An 18016-nucleotide genomic window follows, 5' to 3' on the forward strand; every position below is an offset into this window, starting at 1 on the left:
CAGCGCAGCTTTTTGTTACCATCGGCCCCATATAGAGCGCCCAGCGCCACCGACCTGTAGGAAGCCGCCCTGATGAGCCCAACGTTCGACGTCGTGGAACTCGCCACGACCTATGCCAACAAATCCGCCCAGGACATCCTGAAACTCGCTTTTGCCGAGTTCGGCGATGATCTGTGGATATCTTTCAGCGGCGCCGAGGACGTGGTGCTGGTGGACATGGCCTGGAAGCTGAACAAGAACGTCAAAGTGTTCAGCCTCGACACTGGCCGCTTGCATCCCGAAACCTACCGCTTCATCGATCAGGTGCGCGAGCATTACAAGATCGATATCGAACTGGTGTCCCCGGATCACACCAAGCTTGAACCGTTCGTGAAGGAAAAAGGCCTGTTCAGTTTCTACAAGGACGGCCATGGCGAGTGCTGCGGCATCCGCAAGATCGAGCCGCTGCGTCGCAAGCTGTCTGGCGTGAAGGCCTGGGCTACCGGCCAGCGCCGCGACCAGAGCCCTGGCACGCGCAGCGCTGTGGCCGTGATGGAAATAGACACCGCGTTCTCTACCCCGGAACGCACCCTGTACAAGTTCAACCCGCTGGCGCAGATGACCAGCGAGGAAATCTGGGGCTACATCCGGATGCTGGAACTGCCGTACAACAGCCTGCACGAACGCGGGTTCATCAGCATTGGCTGTGAGCCGTGCACCCGCCCGGTACTGCCAAACCAGCACGAGCGTGAAGGTCGCTGGTGGTGGGAAGAGGCCACGCAGAAGGAATGCGGGCTGCATGCCGGCAATATCATCAGCAAGTCATAACAGCGATACCCACATGTAGGAGCAAGCTCGCTCGCGAAAAACGTGAGAACGCCGCGGTGTATCAGGCACCCTGCGTTATCGTTGAAGACAATCGCGGGCAAGCCAGCTCCCACAGGTGTCAACATCAGCCCTGAAAATATGTACACACCACTGTCACCATCGGTGTCATTTTTGTGTGCACTTTTTGTTTCTTCGCCCTAAAAAGTTACATTTCCCTGCCTGACAACCCTCGCCACAGCTTTTTGTAGCCCCCTCCGAAAAAATAAATACCTGCGCAATCGGTCAACTTATATCACCCGTTTTTCAGCGGTTTAGCACCCGCTGATAACAAAACGAAATGAGCAACCAAATCCATAGATTCAAGACTGGCACGCATCTCGCTTAAGTGCATACATGTTTTGTATACAATCACCTCAAAACATAAAAACACTCAGATCCGCAAGCCTGAAGCGCCCTATCCCGTACAGGCTGCAGATGCCCCATAACCAATGGTTTTCGCTACCCGCGACGAAGATTTGTCGAGCCTTGCGCTCATGCACAGTCATCGCGGCGTCGAACATCAGGAGCCTGCCGGAATGCGTACAAGTCTCTCCACCAACGATATTGCGCTGGATCTACCTTCTTCCCACGTCACCCAGACCGACCTTGGGCAGCCACTGCAACCCCCTGTCGTGCTCAGCCCCCGCCTGCACAACAAAGACCTGGCCCCGACCAAGGCAGAAGGCCGGCGCTGGGGTCGCTACAGCATCTTCGCGTTATGGACCAACGATGTGCATAACATCGCCAACTACTCGTTTGCCATTGGCCTTTACGCCCTGGGCCTGGGCGGCTGGCAGATTCTCCTGTCGCTGGGCATCGGCGCGGCGCTGGTGTATTGCTTCATGAACCTGTCGGGCTACATGGGCCAGAAGACCGGTGTGCCGTTTCCGGTCATCAGCCGCATCAGTTTCGGCATCCATGGCGCGCAGATTCCTGCCCTGATCCGCGCCGTGATCGCCATCGCCTGGTTCGGCATCCAGACGTACCTGGCCTCGGTTGTGTTCCGCGTCCTGCTGACCGCCATCCATCCCGGGTTCGCCGAGTACGACCACGATTCGATCCTCGGCCTGTCCAGCCTGGGCTGGGTGTGTTTCGTGGCGATCTGGTTGGTGCAATTGGGCATCCTTGCCTACGGCATGGAAATGGTGCGGCGCTATGAAGCCTTTGCCGGGCCGGTGATCCTGCTGACCGTCGCCGCCCTGGCCGCCTGGATGTATTTTCAGGCCAATGCGACCATCGCCTGGTCGATCCGCGAGCCGCTGAGCGGCGGCGAGATGTGGCGCAACATCTTTGCCGGCGGTGCATTGTGGCTGGCGATCTACGGTACGCTGATCCTCAATTTCTGCGACTTCGCCCGCTCTTCGCCGTGCCGCAAGACCATCAAGGTCGGAAACTTCTGGGGCCTGCCGGTGAACATCCTGGTATTCGCTGCCATCACCGTCCTGCTGTGCGGCGCGCAATTCCAGATCAATGGCCACATTATCGAAAGCCCTACAGAGATCATCGCTTCGATCCCCAACACCTTCTTCCTGGTCCTGGGCTGCCTGGCGTTCCTGATCGTCACCGTGGCGGTCAACATCATGGCCAACTTCGTCGCGCCGGCCTTTGTCCTCAGCAACCTGGCGCCCAAATACCTGACGTTCCGTCGTGCCGGGCTGATCAGCGCGACCATCGCCGTGCTGATCCTGCCGTGGAACCTCTATAACAGCCCGTTGGTGATCGTCTACTTCCTCTCCGGCCTTGGCGCCCTGCTCGGCCCGCTGTATGGCGTGATCATGGTCGACTACTGGCTTGTACGAAAAGGCCAGGTCAACGTGCCGCAGTTGTACAGCGAAGACCCGAACGGTGCTTATTACTACAGCCGCGGGGTCAACCTGCGCGCCGTGGCGGCATTCATTCCTGCCGCACTGATCGCCATCGTCCTGGCGCTGGTACCGGGCTTCCACTTGGTGTCGCCGTTCTCCTGGCTGATTGGGGCCGGGATTGCCGGGATGCTCTACCTGATCATCGCCAAGCGCCAACCTCACTACGCCGACGTCAGCGGTGAAGCCATCGCCGTGGACAACGTCAGCCATTGACTCCATCGCGGCCCGGCAGCGTCGGGCCGCTGAACCACCCGCTATAAGGAATCCCCATGCGTATTCTCGTGGTCAACGTCAACACCACCGAATCCATCACCCAGGCCATTGCCCGTTCGGCCCAGGCCGTGGCTGCGCCCGGCACGGAAATCGTTGGCCTGACGCCCTACTTCGGTGCCGACTCGATCGAAGGCAACTTCGAAAGCTACCTGGCCGCCATTGCGGTGATGGATCGGGTCATGGCCTACGACCAGCCCTTCGATGCCGTGATTCAAGCAGGCTATGGCGAACACGGTCGCGAAGGCCTGCAGGAATTGCTCAACGTACCGGTGGTGGACATCACCGATGCGGCAGCGAGCACCGCGATGTTTCTCGGCCATGCCTACTCGGTCGTCACTACCCTCGACCGCACCGTTCCTCTGATCGAAGATCGCCTGAAACTGTCGGGGCTCTGGGACCGTTGTGCCTCGGTGCGAGCTAGCGGCCTGGCGGTGCTGGAACTGGAACACGAGCCGCAACGCGCACTGGAGGCCATCGTGCATCAGGCTGAACTGGCAGTAACCCAGGACAAGGCCGAAGTGATTTGCCTGGGTTGCGGTGGCATGGCCGGGCTGGACGAGCAGATTCGCCAGCGCACAGGCGTTCCGGTAATCGATGGTGTGACGGCGGCGGTGACCATCGCCGAATCGCTGGTGCGGCTGGGGTTGTCGACGTCCAAGGTGCGGACCTATGCGACGCCGCGGCCGAAAAAAATCATTGGCTGGCCGGGGCGATTTGGCAGGTAAACCGCGTTATCGTTCTTCGCGAGCAGGCTCGCTCCCACATTGGTTCCGCGGCGTACAAAACTCCCCTGTGGGAGCGAGCCCGCTCGCGAATGGGGGCGACTCGGTTTCAAGCCTGACTCAAATAGCACTAAAACGCTGCCCCAACCCCTGCCCGGCAAACTGCTCGATAATAAAATCCACAAACGCCCGGGTCTTGCCCGGCAGCAGTTTGTGCTCGGCGTAATAGATCGAAATATTGCCATCATCGACATACCAGTCCGGCAGCACCCGCTCCAGCGTCCCCGCCTCCAGATACCCCACGGCAAACGGCATGCTCACCAGGGCAATGCCCAAACCCTGGACCGCCGTGGCGCAGGCCGCCTCCGAATCGCTCATGGTCATCCGCGCCCTGAGCGTCAGCGGGCTGTGTTGTCGGGTGCGGCTGGTCAACTGCCAGGAGCGCACGCGGCCGGTCTGCGGTGAGCGAATGAGGATGCCGTCGTGAAGCTTGAGATCATCGGGCTCGACAATCGCTTCATGCGCCGCCAGGTAACCGGCCGAGGCTACCAACACGCGATGGGCCGGGGTCAGCTTGCGCGCCACCACCCCTTGGGGCAGTTCGAACCCGCCACCAATCGCGGCGTCGAAACCTTGGGCGATCAGGTCGACCTGACGGTTATCGAAATGCCAGTCCGGGTTGATCGCTGGAAAACGCCGCAAAAACTCACCGAGCAGCGGCACGATGTATAGACGCCCGAAGACGGTGCCCATGCTGACCTTCAAAGTGCCCGCGGGACGCCCCTCGGCGCTGGCCAGATTGGCCACGGCATTCTGGATCGTGTGCAGGCTGGCACTGACTTCGCTCAGAAACAGCTGCCCGGCCTCGGTCAGCGTCAAGCTGCGAGTACTGCGCTGAAATAAGCGTACCCCCAGCCGCACTTCCAGTTTGGCCACGCTCTTGCCGACTGCCGCCGGGGTCAGGCTCAAGCGTCGCGCGGCTTCGGCAAAGCTGCCCACCTCGGCACTGCGCACGAAGCATTCGATACTGCTGAAGGTTTCCATAGGAGCCATTATAAACTTATGGTTTACACAGACTATCGCAATTGCTGTCTACTCAGCTTGTAATCGTGAATCGATACTAGGCTCCATCAACCGGGACATCTCGCCTCGGGACTTTGGAGATCGATATGACTACTCAGAACCTCAGCGGCAAAGTGGCTTTGATCCAAGGCGGTTCCCGCGGCATCGGCGCTGCCATCGTCAAACGCCTGGCCGCTGAAGGCGCGACTGTCGCCTTTACCTACGTAAGCTCCACGGCGAAGGCCGAAGAACTGCAGAACAGCATCACCCAAGGCGGCGGCAAAGCCCTGGCGATCAAGGCTGACAGCGCTGACGCCGAGGCCATTCGCAACGCCGTGACGGCAACCGTAGAAGCGTTTGGCCAGCTGGATATCCTGGTTAACAACGCGGGTGTGCTGGCCGTCGCACCGCTGGAAGACTTCAAGCTCGAAGACTTCGACCAGACCCTGGCGATCAACGTACGCAGCGTGTTCATCGCCACCCAGGCTGCCGCCAGGCACATGACCGAAGGCGGTCGCATCATCAATATCGGCAGCACCAATGCCGACCGCATGCCCTTCGCGGGTGGTGGCCCGTACGCCATGAGCAAATCGGCGCTGGTTGGCCTGACCAAGGGCCTGGCCCGCGACCTCGGCCCCAAGGGCATCACCATCAACAACGTGCAACCGGGCCCGGTCGATACCGACATGAACCCTGCCCACGGCGACTTCGCCGACAGCCTGATCCCGCTGATGGCAGTGGGGCGCTACGGCAAAGTCGAAGAGATCGCCAGTTTCGTCGCCTACCTGGTCGGTCCCGAAGCGGGCTACATCACCGGTGCGAGCCTGACCATCGACGGTGGTTTTGGCGCTTGACCCTGTAGGAGCGAGCATGCTCGCGATGGTCGTCAACGATGACGAGGGAAACCTGACACCCAGCGGCGCTCTCAGGCTCATCGCGAACATGCTCGCTCCTACAAATTTTGATCATCAGGCCCAATCGAGTGCTGGCAAGCCACAGGCACTCGGCACGAACGCCTTCAGCGTTCGAAGAATGCCATCGGCGTGTGCGTACTTTTCATCGGCCATCGCCGCATCCGGAATCGCAATCGCCGTCATCCCCGCCGCCTTGGCCGCCGTGACACCGAACGGCGAATCCTCGAACACCAGGCAATCACGTGGCTCGATACCCAGGCGTCGTGCCGCCGTCAGGAAGATATCCGGCGCCGGTTTGGCCGCACCGACTTCTGGATCATCAGCCGTGACGATGAAGTCGAACAAGGCGAACCAGTCGCGATGCAAGGTGGTTTTCTGGCCGAACGACTGGCTTGAGGAACTGGTTCCCACCGCAATGGGAATGTTGTGCGCCTTCAAGTGCCGAACCAGCTCTTCTGCTCCCGGCATCGACTGCGCCGCAGGAAAACGCTCGCGCATCAGCGGCTCGCGAATCACCAGGAACTCTTCGGCGCTGATCGGCAAGTCCAGCGCCTGCACCACATAACTCGCCAGGTCACCTGCGCCACGGCCGATGATGTTCTGCTTGACGCTCCAGTCGAACGTTCGGCCATAGCGCGCGGCAATCGTGGCCGTGACTTCGGTGTAAATCCCCTCGGTGTCCAGCAACAAGCCGTCCATATCGAAAATCACGGCCTTGATGGGGCCGAACTCCTTGAGCGGTAAATTCATCGCATCTGATCCGTTTTCATGACATCCCAGGCGGCTCTGGTATGGCCGGTCCTCGACAGGTTAAAGGTTTCAGCAGCATAACGAGCAGCCGTGGCCAAGAGCAACGGGCGCATGACGCAAAAAGCCCGGCAAATCGCCGGGCCCGGACAGCTTTACGCGCTGTTGATTTATGCCAGGCTAACCGCACGCCTTGCCTGTCCCACTACTTTTGGCAGCACTATCTGATCCTCCAGACCCATTGCCAGAAGCGCTCCCCGTCGAACTGCCACCGCTGGTCGACCCGCTTCCCGTCTCCGGGCGGGTGGTGCTCCCATTGGCATCGCCTGCATTGCCATTCCTGATGGCGCCAGGCGGCAATGCGTTCTCAGTTCCAGAGCCTGCATTCATTTCAGTAGACGGCGGCATACCGCCCTTATCGACGGGCGCGTCGTTACCTGAGGATTGTGAAAATGCCACGCCTGAACCGATCGATAACAGACTAGCCACTGCCAGGGCCAACACGCTTGACCTGATCATGGACGTCTCCTTTTACCCGTTGCATACCTTGAGTCTGGCAGCAGTGCATCGGCAGGGTTGCCACTCATTCGACAGGCGGTCTCGCGCCAGAGGTCGGTCAGCTCGGCTCGCCGGATGCGTCCTCACCGGCGATGTCCGGATCGTCCGGGTCGACTTCGACATCAGAATCCGTGCGCTTGAGGTCATCGTTGGGGACCTGCTCGACACCGGGCTCGTCATCGGGAGGCCGCTGATCGCGACTCAGGGAATCGGTAGGTGAAGGCAGGGGGTATTCGGGGGTTTCGTCGATGTCGGCGACTTTCGGATCTGCGTTCATGGAGCACCTCGCAACGGACCTGAAAGGCAGGCCCTGACCGTTGGAGGCAGCGTCGATCGTCAGGTTCGATCAGGGAGACTATCGGTTATTTTGCCGATCGAATCCGTCAGTGATGTTTGTTCTTGTGTTTGTGCTTATGTTTGTGACCGCCGCCGGAGTGGGAGTCGCCATCGTCGCTTCCCAGGTTGTTGCCGACCGCACCACCGGCTGCACCACCCAGGCCTGCGCCAATAGTCGAACCGGTCCTGCCACCCAGGCTGTTGCCGATCACTGAACCGCCGGCTGAACCCAAGCCACCGCCTACCGCCGCTTCGGTGCGACTACCCTTGGGCGCACCGATCGCGCTACCGGCGGCGCCACCGACGCCGGCACCAATCGCAGCGCCCGTGCTGCCGCCCATTTGTCCACCTACCACGTTGCCCAGCGCACCACCAATACCGCCGCCAACGGCTGCGGTACCATCGCCTGCAGCCAGTGCGAATGGTGTAAACAACAATCCAAAAACAATTGCCGGTAACGTCAAGCGTCGAGTACTCGGGTACTGCACTTCATTACCTTGGGTTTTCGGGGTCATGGCACGCCTCTTATTTATCGGGGGTATGTGAATTGGAGCCGTTAATTCCATAAACGTTCAAAAACGCAAAAGCCCGGCATCAAGCCGGGCTTTTGTTCACGACCCTTGGGGTATCAGTGACGCTTGTGACCGTTGGCCAGGTTGCTGCCTACGCCGCCGCCCAAGGCGCCACCCAGGCCTGCGCCGATGGTCGAACCGGTCTTGCCGCCCAGGCTGTTGCCGATCACCGAACCACCGGCAGCGCCCACGCCACCACCGATGGCGGCACTGGTACGGTGGCCTTTCTTGGCGGCAACCGCGCTGCCGGCTGCACCCGCAACCCCCGCACCAATCGCGGCACCGGTGCTGCCGCCCATGCTTCGGCCAACGACATTACCCAGCGCACCACCCAGGCCACCACCAAGGGCGGCTGTACCGTCACCGGCGATTGCACCTTGAGTAACCAGAAGACCCAGAACCAGAGCAGGCAGTGTGAAACGCATGACGAAAACCTCAAAAAATAGGGGGTAAAATTCAAAAGGGTCGAGATTGAATGCTTTAGAGGGAACAAAGTCCAGACATGCGCGCGCTCAACCTCGTTGTTCGCGACGGTTGGACAGCTTTTTTGGAAAAGGTTTTATCGCAGGCAAAAAAAAGCCCGCTGGGGAACGGGCAGGGTGTTGCGTCTAACGGATGGTTTGAGCCTACGTAGGGCCTTGTGAAAAGTTTGTGAAAACTTTCCAAATTAAATATTCGTTCAGATTCCGGGCACAAAAAACCCCGTTCGATGACGGGGTTGGCTCGCGGATCATTTACTTGCTGGCCGGTTCTGTAAGCTTCGGCAGGAATTTTCCCTTCAACACTCGGCATGCCTTGGTCTTGATCTTGAGGACCTTGGCCTGATCTTCGCCAAAGCTGGCCACATACTCTGTCTGGCCGCATTGAACGTAGTTGTTGATCGGATATTCTGCGCCGTCGTCTTCGATGTACGGTTCAGTCATCGCTTCACCCCTCTCAAAAATACGGGATCGACACCGGCAAGCCCTTTGCCCGAAAAATATCGATCACCAAGGATTTTGAGACTAGCCGGTCATTAACGGACTTGTTGTTCAGGCAACCGAATGCCCGACGAATGGGCGAAGCCTGTCAGAGCAGTTTGACCGACACCGCAGTGTGATGTGAGGCGACACATAAGAGTGGCAGTGCCCAGAGTAGGTTAAGATGCCAGCAAACCAGGCTCGCTGTGAGTAGCCCCGCATGACAGAAAACAGTCGGAACACCACCCGTCTGATCAAGAAATACCCGAATCGCCGTCTGTATGACACGCACACCAGCAGTCATCTGACCCTTGCGGATATTCGCCAATTGGTCGTCGATAGAATCCCATTCGAGGTAGTCGACGCCAAGACTGGCGAGAACCTGACCCGGAGTATTTTGCTGCAGGTCATTCTGGAAGCCGAAAGTGGCGGTCAGCCGATCTTCTCCAGTGAGATGCTGATGGGGATCATCCAGTTCTACGGTCCCTACCAGAGCGTCCTTGGCAGCTATCTGGACAAAAGCATCCAGACGGTCATCGACATCCAGTCCCAGACCGGCGCTCAGTCCTCCGAAACCTGGAGCGCGTTCATGCACCAGCAGGCACCGGTCATGCAGGATTTGATGCGCCAGTATGTCGACCAGTCAAAAGCGCTCTACCTGAACACCCAGAACCTCTTCGGAATGTTCGGCGCCGTGCCCCCAGGCAAGCCAGGTGCCGATGGCGGGCCGAAAAAAAATGGCGATGGGGAGTAATCCCCATCGCCATCCTGTAACCAGCCTGATCAGGCTTACTTGCTATCAGCCTTGCCACCAGCAGCGGTTTTGCCAACTGCAGCGGTCGCTGCGTCAAAGTTGCTCTGGGCAACGTCAGCAGCCTGTTTTACCGCTTTCTGTGCACTTTCAAAAACGGCACCGGCATTGGCCAGCGACGATTTGAACCCAGCCACGACAGGCTCGGAGCCAGCCGGTGCATTCTTGCTGATCACGTCAACAAACTCTCGCACCTGCTGAGTGCCCGCCTCGACCTGACGCGAGGTCAGCTTGGCGATTTCCGAGTGGGTATCGACAATCAGCGCCTGTACTTGACGGTTGTAATCAGCCAGGCGTTCGGCTTGCACATTCGGCTGGATGAAAGACGCCTGGAGCTCGGCGAATCCTTGTGGATCACGTACTGAAAGCAGCTTGCGAAAGCCCTCGAACTGCTCCTCGGTGGAGGCCTGCAGGGTCTTGAACTGCAACTGGCTCAGTTGCTCGACACTGGAAAAGATTTTGCCGCTGATTTGCTGCAGGAGGTCGAGGTTGGCTTTCTGAGCGTCTTGCAATTTTTCCGAGTTGAAAAAAGACATGCTTGAATCTCCTGGTTTGAAGGCCGACTCGGGCCTGAGGACGCGAGAGCGATCCTGCCGGTCATCGCGTTAGGGTTTATATTGCAGTGCACAATTTCTTTTGGCAACGATTTTTTGTGCACCGCACAAAAGACTTTTCCATCCTATGGATGTTCGCTATAGACTCCTACATGCCTATCGTCAGGAGATCACCATGGACCAGGAAGACATTAGTGCATCGCAACAGGAAAAACCCACCTCACCACGCGGCCTGTGGGAACACCTGAGTCATCTGCAGCGCCTCAATGCGCTGAACGTCCTCGAGGCTGTGCGCCAACGCCAGAAAAAAACCCTCACGCCCCTGAAACGAGGCCAACTCAGACAACCTACTCCCGCTCAATGGCAGGAATATGTCATCGACTTCAGCCAACGCTGCCTGCTGTTCTGGGACACCCTGCGCCAGCGCGGCGACAACAGGCTGGCCCATGAACGCGCCGGGTATCCACTGCTGCTCAAGTTCGATCATGAAACCTTGATCGCTGGCCCTGATCTTGCGCGCCCGGTCAATTTTTCACTGCTGCGGATCCTCCCCGGCCCCGAGCAAGAAATCGACGGTAACAGCCAGCCGGTGATCATCATTGACCCGCGCGGGGGACATGGTTCGGGAATCGGTGGTTTCAAGCAGGATTCGATCATAGGTGAGAGCCTCAGGGCCGGGCACCCCACCTACTTCATCTCTTTCAGTCACTCGCCACAGCCTGGGCAAACCCTGGACGATATCGTCCAGGCCCAGGCCCGGTTCATCGAAGCCGTCAGCGCCCTGCACCCAGCCAACGACAAGCCGATCATCATCGGCAACTGCCAGGCCGGCTGGGCCTTGATGGGCCTGGCGGCCACACGACCGGAGCTACCCGGCCTGATCATTATCAACGGCGCCCCCTTGTCTTACTGGGCCGGCATCAATGGACGCAATCCCATGCGCTATACCGGCGGCCTGCTGGGTGGCGGCTGGATGGCTCGCCTTGGCAGCGACTTGGGCAATGGCCGATTTGACGGTACCTGGCTGGTCAGCAACTTCGAAAACCTCGACCCGGCCAACACCTATTGGGGCAAGTATTACCAGTTGTTCAGCCAGATCGACAGCGAGGCCGGGCGCTTCCTCGATTTCGAACGCTGGTGGGGTAGCCCGACCCTGCTCAATGGAGAAGAGATCGAGATGATTGTCGATGATCTGTTCATCGGCAACCAATTGTCGGGCCGTGCCGACCGCAAGAGTAACGGTATCGACCTGAAACGGATCGAAGTGCCGGTGGTGGTGTTCTGCTCCTACGGGGACAACATCACCCCTCCCCAACAGGCGTTGAACTGGATCGCCGATGTCTATTCCAGCGATCTCGCCTTGCAGGAGGCAGGCCGCACCATCGTCTACCTGCGGCATGCCAGCATCGGCCACTTGGGTATCTTTGTCTCGGGCCAGGTGGCGCGGCGCGAACACCGAGGGTTGCTAGGTGCGGTCGAAGCCATCAATGCGCTGCCGCCCGGGCTGCATGAGATGCTGATTGACGACCTGCCGGCCACTTCAGGCAGCGGTGACATGCAATACCGGGTGCATTTCCAATCAAGGCGAATTGCCGATATTCACGATGACCACGAGCCTGTCCGTGATGACGATCGCGAATTCTCTTCGGTCGTGCGCGCCTCTGAAATCAACAGTGCGTTTTACGACGGATCGATACGTCCGTGGCTGCGTCAGATCATCAACGAACCCACGGCCGAATGGATGCGCAGGACGCACCCCTTCCATCAGCAGCAATTGTTTTGGAGCAGCTTGAATCCGACGCTATGGTGGTTGCCCGGGACAGTTTCAGCGGTCAACCGTAACCGTCGTCCCGCACACCAGGACAACCCGCTGCTGGCCTGGCAGGAGCTGTTCTCCAACCAGATGCAAGACACCCTGAATGCGTACCGCGACGTGCGTGACGCCACTCAAGAGATCTGTTTCTACGGTATTTACGGCGTACTGGGCGCCTTCACCGGCGCCCAGTCTCCGCGAAATCTCCACGCACCTGAGCCGAGCGCCCAGTGAATCGTTTGTCATCCTGGAGGCCCTCGTGGAACTCCATCTCTCAATGTGCCTTCACAGGAGATTAGCGGTGCATCCGTTCGACGTAATCTCTGGCGAAGCTTGGGATCTTGTGATCCCCGCGCCGACCTATAGCACTCATGGGTAGGACCGGCACGACGTCCTTGAGCACAGGCAACGACTCATGGGTTCGATATTGGCCGGGGGTCATACCGAACCAACGGGTGCACGCCTTGTGGAAGCTGCTGTGATCATGAAAGCCGAGCAGGTGGGTGACATGCTTCAGGTTGAAATGAGAGTGGCGCAAGTAGAATTCGGCCATCTGCCGGCGCACATCGCTCAGGACATCCTTGAATTGCGTCCCATCCTTCTCAAGACCGCGCTGAAGTGTGCGCTTGCTGATGTTCAGCGCTGCTGCAATCGACTCCATATCACACTGCCCCTGGCCTTGCCCCTGGCTCAAGCGCTCGGTCAAAAGGCGGCGAATCCTGCCAACGATCGAGTACCCGGACAACTGGTCCAATTGAGCTTCGGCAAAACTGTCATGCAGCGTGGCCAGCGCCTCATTGGCCATGCTCAATGGCGTCAGGAGCTCCTGGCCGTCGAACAGGATGCTGTCATAGGCCGCCCCGAAACTCAGCGGGCAGCCAAAAAGTCGCTGATGCTGCGACGTGTCTTCTGGCTCGGGATAGGAGAACTCCACACTCATGGGTTGCGGTGACTTGCCACCTGCCAGCCAACGGCAGAAACCCAGCAGCGACGCCAAGGCTGCATCCGTATATTGCCGTGGTTTGACCGAGCCATCTTGCTGATGATCGAGACTGGCCAATCGGTAATGCTGCTCCTCCTGGACAAGGAAAAGGCTGAATCCGGTGCCGATCAACGGGCTGAAACGGACCAGGCGTTCAAGCGCCCTTTTCAGGTTCGAACTGGACATCATCGTGTAGCCCACGATCTGAAAACTGCTGGGATGGCATTCCCCGTAGGCTTTCAGACCGATATTCGGATCGTTCGAAGCCTGGGCCGCCAGATCCCAGAGACGATAGATAACGTTTCGCTCGCAGAATGCCCCTGGTTTATTCACGAACCCGATATCCAGTCCCGCCTCCTCGCACAGAGCGGCAAGGTCGAGACCCTGGGCCAAAAACGTATTCGCCAGCACGCTGGCATAACCTGAACTTATCCTGTACATGGCGTCCTCAATGACCAGTGGAACCGAACGTCCTGTCCGGAGCCGATGCTGACACGTGTAGAACATATTTCAACTCTGTTGCAGAAATATTAACTATCCATTCAGTTTTAAGTATTGATCCAAGTATAGGTACTCCTCATTTTTTGCCATCCCCCTCCCTTCCGCGTGGCACCGAAGGACAGGAGAACGTCACCTTCAAACACTTCCCCCACAGCCCGTCGATAACCAACAATCACCACTCCTGCAGCGCAAAAAAAAACGGAGTAGATGTATGGAATCGCGTAGTCGTATTGCTTTGGTAACGGGTGGTATGGGCGGTATCGGTACAGCAATCAGCCAACGTCTATACAAGGAAGGATTCAAGGTAATCGTCGGCTGCAGTTCTGACTCCAGCCGCAAGGACGACTGGGCTGCCAGCCAGCGTGAGGCAGGTTACGAGTTCGAGTTCATCTATGGCGACGTCACCGACTGGGAGTCGACCCGCAAGGCTTTCGAGATGGCTCGTGAACAATTCGGCCCGATCGATGTGCTGGTCAACAACGCCGGCATCACTCGCGACGCCTCTTTTCGCAAGCTCACCCCGCAAGACTGGGACAGCGTGATCGGGACCAACCTGACGGGCTTGTTCAACACCACCAAGCAGGTCATTGAGGGCATGCTCTCCAAAGGTTGGGGGCGGATCATCAATATCTCCTCGATCAACGGTCAGCGTGGCCAGTTCGGCCAGACCAACTACTCCGCCGCCAAGGCTGGCATCCATGGTTTCACCATGGCACTGGCCCGGGAAGTCTCCGGCAAGGGCGTGACCGTCAATACCGTATCCCCAGGCTACATCCAGACCTCCATGACCGCGGCCATTCGCCCGGACATTCTCGAAGGCATGATCTCGGGAATCCCGGTGGGTCGCCTTGGCCTGCCGGAAGAGATCGCCTCGATCGTTGCCTGGCTGGCGTCCGATGAATCCGCCTACAGCACCGGTGCCGACTTCTCGGTAAACGGCGGCATGAACATGCAGTAACCCTGACCCGGGCCTTAATGCCCAGGTTTGCTCGTCGAATTTTGTCTTTTCCATGAGGTCATGCATGAACGAAGTCGTAATCGTTGCCGCTACGCGTACCGCCATTGGCAGTTTCCAGGGTGCCTTGTCTGCAATTCCCGCGACCGAACTGGGTGCAGCAGTGATTCGCCGCCTGCTGGAGCAGACGGGTGTCCAAGCTGCGCAAATTGATGAAGTGATCCTCGGCCAGGTGCTCACCGCCGGCGCCGGGCAAAACCCGGCACGCCAGACCGCGATCAAGGCTGGCTTGCCCCACACCACGCCTGCCCTGACCTTGAACAAAGTCTGCGGCTCCGGCCTCAAGGCGGTCCACCTCGCCGTACAGGCCATCCGTTGCGGCGACGCGGAACTGATCATCGCTGGCGGTCAGGAAAACATGAGCCTGGCCCCCTATGTCCTGCCCAAGGCACGCACCGGCCTGCGCATGGGCCATGCGCAACTGCAAGACAGCATGATCCAGGATGGCCTGTGGGATGCATTCAACGACTACCACATGGGCATCACCGCCGAGAACCTGGCGCAGAAGTACGAAATCTCCCGTGAAGCACAGGATGCCTTCGCTGCCGCCTCGCAACAGAAGGCCGCCGCCGCCATCGAGGGCGGGCGTTTCCAGAGCGAAATCACGCCGATCCTGATCCCTCAGCGCAAGGGCGAACCGCTGGCCTTCGACACCGACGAACAGCCGCGTGTCGACAGTACGGCGCAAGCCTTGGCCAAGCTCAAACCGGCTTTCCAGAAAGACGGCAGCGTGACCGCTGGCAACGCTTCGACCCTCAACGACGGTGCGGCCGTGCTGTTGCTGGCCAGCGCCGCCAAAGCCAAAGCGCTGGGCCTACCAGTACTGGCCAAAATCAAGGCCTATGCCAGCGCCGGTGTGGACCCGTCGATCATGGGTATCGGCCCGGTCCCGGCCACACGCCTGACCCTGCAAAAGGCCGGCTGGAGTGTCGAGGACCTGGACCTGATCGAAGCCAACGAAGCCTTCGCCGCCCAGGCCCTGGCGGTTGGCAAAGAGATGGGCTGGGACACCAGCAAAGTCAACGTCAACGGCGGCGCGATCGCCCTTGGCCATCCGATCGGCGCGTCGGGCGCACGGATCCTGGTGTCGCTGGTGCACGAACTGATCCGTCGCGATGGCAAGAAAGGACTGGCCACCTTGTGCATCGGTGGCGGACAAGGCGTCGGCCTGGCTATCGAACGCTAACCAACGGCATACGAATAGCCAATGCGCGGACTTGGGCTCCTTGCTCCGCGCATCAGGCTGGCCTCGGACAACGTTGCCCGCCTCCCTTGCCGTCGCTAAGCCGCAATCCGGTATAGCGCGGCTTTTTTCTGCCCGGCACATCGGTATGAATTTTATGGACAACAACGCGCATACATTCAAAACCTTCTGGTCAGGACAGGTTCCGTTCATCGCCTCTTTTGCAGTGCAACAATTGCGCCTGTGGGTGAGCACCAATCCGTGGTTTTCCGGGCATGACCACGACACTTGGTTCGATCTGCCTCGCGAGACCCTGGACAGCCTCCAAGCGGACTACCAGGTTGAATGGGCTCAACTCGGCCAGAAACTGCTGACCGGCCAGCCCTTCAGCTTTGATGATCGACGCTTCACCAGCGGCAACTGGAGCGCCCCCCTGTTCGGCTCCCTCGCTGCGTTTTACCTGCTCAACTCCAGCTTCCTGCTGAAACTGCTCGACAAGCTGCGAATCGACGAAAAGAAAGCACGCCAACGCCTGCGCTATCTGGTGGAGCAAGCCATTGCCGCCAGTGCACCGAGCAATTTCCTGGCCAGCAACCCTGATGCGTTGCAGCGTGCGGTCGAGACCCAAGGTGCCAGCCTGATCACAGGGATGCAGCATCTGGCCAGCGACATGAACGAAGGCAAAATGCGCCAGTGCGATAGCGGCGCCTTCAAGGTGGGAGTCGACCTGGCCAATACCCCCGGCGAAGTCGTCTTCGAGAATCGCATCTTCCAACTCATCCAGTACTACCCGCAAAGCGAAACCCAGTACCAGCAGCCGGTGCTCGTCGTACCTCCATCGATCAACAAGTACTACATACTTGATCTGCGCCCCGACAACTCGATGGTCCGCCACCTGCTGGAAAAGGGACATCCCGTATTCCTGGTCTCCTGGCGCAACTTTGACCAGGAACACGCCGGTACCACCTGGGACGACCTGATCGAGCACGGCGTGATAAACGCCGTGAAAGTGACCCGCGAGATCAGTGGCCAACAGCGCCTCAATTGCGTGGGTTTCTGCATAGGCGGCACCCTGTTGAGCACGGCGCTGGCCGTATTGGCTGCACGTGGCGACCGCGAGATCGCCAGCCTGAGCCTGTTCGCCACGTTCCTCGATTACCTGGATACCGGTCCCATCGACATCTTCGTCGATGAAGAACTGGTGGCCTACCGCGAGCGCACCATTGGCGGTGTCGACGGCCCTATCGGATTGTTCCGTGGCGAAGACATGGGCAATACCTTTTCCCTGCTGCGCCCCAACGAACTGTGGTGGAACTACAACGTCGACAAATACCTCAAGGGGCAAAAGCCGATTCCACTGGACCTGCTGTTCTGGAACAACGACAGCACCAACCTTCCAGGGCCGATGTACTGCTGGTACCTGCGCCACACCTACCTGCAGAACGACTTGAAGTCAGGCGAGCTGGAGTGCTGCGGGACCAAGCTGGATTTTCGTGCAATCGACGCGCCCGCCTACATCCTCGCCACCCATGACGATCACATCGTGCCGTGGAAGAGCGCCTACGCCAGCACCCACCTGCTTTCCGGGCCCAAGCGTTTCGTACTGGGTGCTTCCGGGCACATCGCCGGCGTCGTCAATCCGCCGGCCAAGCAGAAGCGTCATTACTGGACCAACAATCGGGTGACTAAAAACCCCGAGACCTGGTTCAAGAATGCCGAGCAGCAACAAGGTAGCTGGTGGAATGACTGGTTCAACTGGCTGGCGGGGCACTCAGGCGAGCGTCAACCCGCGGTTGCGCACATCGGCAATGACCAATACCCGCCTCTGGAGCCGGCGCCAGGCAGCTTTGTAAAGCAATGAAATACTGCTGTGGAGCGCTGCGCAACACTGCCTGCAACACAGCAGCTTGATCGCACAGACGAAGATCAAATCACGCAAACGCAATAGATAGCCGCCGGTAAGCCCAACCGGCGGCACTTCATTTGTTTGGGTACAAGGAGAGAGGCTCCATGAGCACCCCGTTCCGCATCAACGAAGCACTCTTGATTGCAGGTCGAGCATTCGAACCCTTTCAATGCGTCGCCTGGGCTCCGCAAGACGGTAATGGCGACCTGAGCCTGACCGTCATCGACCGGGCCGCCACTCGAATTTGTCGCAAACAGATTCCAAGCAGCACCTATTCCGACCCGGCGCAGCTGGAAAGCCTGCTGCAAGAAGTGCGCGCCGAGTTGAGCCAGGGGGGTTACACGCTGCAGTCCTGGGCGATGCCAGGGTAAGCATTGTCGCGGGCTGGGATTTTTTT

18 protein-coding genes are annotated in these 18016 nt (G+C 59.0%); 10 read left to right on the plus strand and 8 right to left on the minus strand.

The features are described 5' to 3' along the window. Window positions 1–72: 72 nt before the first annotated feature. The 3 genes from HGP31_RS22905 (at window position 73) to HGP31_RS22915 (ending at window position 3709) form a co-directional block, all read left to right on the plus strand. Window positions 73–807, plus strand: a complete 735-nt coding sequence (locus HGP31_RS22905; protein WP_033044110.1) for a phosphoadenylyl-sulfate reductase — start codon at window positions 73–75, stop codon at window positions 805–807. 575 nt (window positions 808–1382) lie between these two features. After that, on the plus strand, window positions 1383–2924 hold the full coding sequence (locus HGP31_RS22910) for an NCS1 family nucleobase:cation symporter-1 (protein WP_151142974.1): 1542 nt from the start codon (window positions 1383–1385) through the stop codon (window positions 2922–2924). A 56-nt stretch (window positions 2925–2980) separates the two neighbouring features. Then, window positions 2981–3709, plus strand: coding sequence for an aspartate/glutamate racemase family protein (locus HGP31_RS22915; RefSeq protein WP_020800463.1), 729 nt, complete (start codon window positions 2981–2983; stop codon window positions 3707–3709). 117 nt (window positions 3710–3826) lie between these two features. Here the strand turns inward: HGP31_RS22915 and HGP31_RS22920 are convergent, their stop codons facing one another. Further along, window positions 3827–4750: a LysR family transcriptional regulator gene (locus HGP31_RS22920; RefSeq protein ID WP_033044112.1), complete on the minus strand. Its 924-nt coding sequence runs from the start codon at window positions 4748–4750 to the stop codon at window positions 3827–3829. 125 nt (window positions 4751–4875) lie between these two features. Between HGP31_RS22920 and HGP31_RS22925 the strand changes: the two genes are divergently transcribed. Further along, window positions 4876–5622: a 3-oxoacyl-ACP reductase family protein gene (locus tag HGP31_RS22925; protein ID WP_020800465.1), complete on the plus strand. Its 747-nt coding sequence runs from the start codon at window positions 4876–4878 to the stop codon at window positions 5620–5622. 114 nt (window positions 5623–5736) lie between these two features. Here HGP31_RS22925 and HGP31_RS22930 read toward each other — a convergent pair whose 3' ends face one another. From HGP31_RS22930 to HGP31_RS22950, 5 genes are all read right to left on the minus strand, one after another. Further along, window positions 5737–6432: an HAD-IA family hydrolase gene (locus HGP31_RS22930; protein ID WP_168758736.1), complete on the minus strand. Its 696-nt coding sequence runs from the start codon at window positions 6430–6432 to the stop codon at window positions 5737–5739. Between the two features lie 613 nt (window positions 6433–7045). Beyond that, window positions 7046–7264 (minus strand): hypothetical protein, encoded by a 219-nt coding sequence (locus tag HGP31_RS22935; RefSeq protein WP_033041340.1) that lies wholly within the window; start codon window positions 7262–7264, stop codon window positions 7046–7048. Window positions 7265–7370: 106 nt separating this feature from the next. Beyond that, window positions 7371–7838, minus strand: coding sequence for a glycine zipper domain-containing protein (locus tag HGP31_RS22940; protein WP_020800469.1), 468 nt, complete (start codon window positions 7836–7838; stop codon window positions 7371–7373). Window positions 7839–7951: 113 nt separating this feature from the next. After that, complete coding sequence (locus HGP31_RS22945) at window positions 7952–8320, minus strand: hypothetical protein (RefSeq protein ID WP_008061778.1); 369 nt, start codon at window positions 8318–8320, stop codon at window positions 7952–7954. A 309-nt stretch (window positions 8321–8629) separates the two neighbouring features. After that, window positions 8630–8818: a hypothetical protein gene (locus HGP31_RS22950; RefSeq protein WP_020796097.1), complete on the minus strand. Its 189-nt coding sequence runs from the start codon at window positions 8816–8818 to the stop codon at window positions 8630–8632. A gap of 256 nt (window positions 8819–9074) precedes the next feature. Here HGP31_RS22950 and phaR point away from each other — a divergent pair, with 256 nt between their 5' ends. Continuing rightward, complete coding sequence (gene phaR, locus HGP31_RS22955; RefSeq protein ID WP_020796098.1) at window positions 9075–9608, plus strand: polyhydroxyalkanoate synthesis repressor PhaR; 534 nt, start codon at window positions 9075–9077, stop codon at window positions 9606–9608. Between the two features lie 35 nt (window positions 9609–9643). Here phaR and phaP read toward each other — a convergent pair whose 3' ends face one another. Further along, complete coding sequence (gene phaP / locus HGP31_RS22960; RefSeq protein ID WP_020796099.1) at window positions 9644–10201, minus strand: TIGR01841 family phasin; 558 nt, start codon at window positions 10199–10201, stop codon at window positions 9644–9646. A 193-nt stretch (window positions 10202–10394) separates the two neighbouring features. Between phaP and HGP31_RS22965 the strand changes: the two genes are divergently transcribed. Continuing rightward, window positions 10395–12266 carry a DUF3141 domain-containing protein gene (locus HGP31_RS22965; RefSeq protein WP_168758737.1) on the plus strand — a complete coding sequence of 624 codons (1872 nt, stop codon included), beginning with the start codon at window positions 10395–10397 and terminating at the stop codon, window positions 12264–12266. Between the two features lie 61 nt (window positions 12267–12327). Here HGP31_RS22965 and HGP31_RS22970 read toward each other — a convergent pair whose 3' ends face one another. Continuing rightward, complete coding sequence (locus HGP31_RS22970; RefSeq protein ID WP_020796101.1) at window positions 12328–13455, minus strand: AraC family transcriptional regulator; 1128 nt, start codon at window positions 13453–13455, stop codon at window positions 12328–12330. Window positions 13456–13726: 271 nt separating this feature from the next. Between HGP31_RS22970 and phbB the strand changes: the two genes are divergently transcribed. The 4 genes from phbB (at window position 13727) to HGP31_RS22990 (ending at window position 17990) form a co-directional block, all read left to right on the plus strand. Next, window positions 13727–14473 (plus strand): acetoacetyl-CoA reductase, encoded by a 747-nt coding sequence (phbB, locus tag HGP31_RS22975; protein ID WP_080725291.1) that lies wholly within the window; start codon window positions 13727–13729, stop codon window positions 14471–14473. Between the two features lie 64 nt (window positions 14474–14537). Further along, entirely contained in the window at window positions 14538–15716 is a 1179-nt protein-coding gene (locus HGP31_RS22980; RefSeq protein WP_083349593.1) for an acetyl-CoA C-acetyltransferase, read from the plus strand. Window positions 15717–15870: 154 nt separating this feature from the next. Next, the gene (gene phaC, locus HGP31_RS22985) at window positions 15871–17574 is read left to right on the plus strand and encodes a class I poly(R)-hydroxyalkanoic acid synthase (RefSeq protein ID WP_033040193.1); all 1704 of its coding nucleotides are present in this window, start codon (window positions 15871–15873) and stop codon (window positions 17572–17574) included. A 149-nt stretch (window positions 17575–17723) separates the two neighbouring features. Beyond that, window positions 17724–17990, plus strand: coding sequence for a hypothetical protein (locus HGP31_RS22990; protein ID WP_033040196.1), 267 nt, complete (start codon window positions 17724–17726; stop codon window positions 17988–17990). Window positions 17991–18016 lie beyond the last annotated feature (26 nt).

It is taken from the genome of Pseudomonas umsongensis (assembly GCF_012647205.1).
GTDB classification, from domain to species: domain Bacteria; phylum Pseudomonadota; class Gammaproteobacteria; order Pseudomonadales; family Pseudomonadaceae; genus Aquipseudomonas; species Aquipseudomonas umsongensis.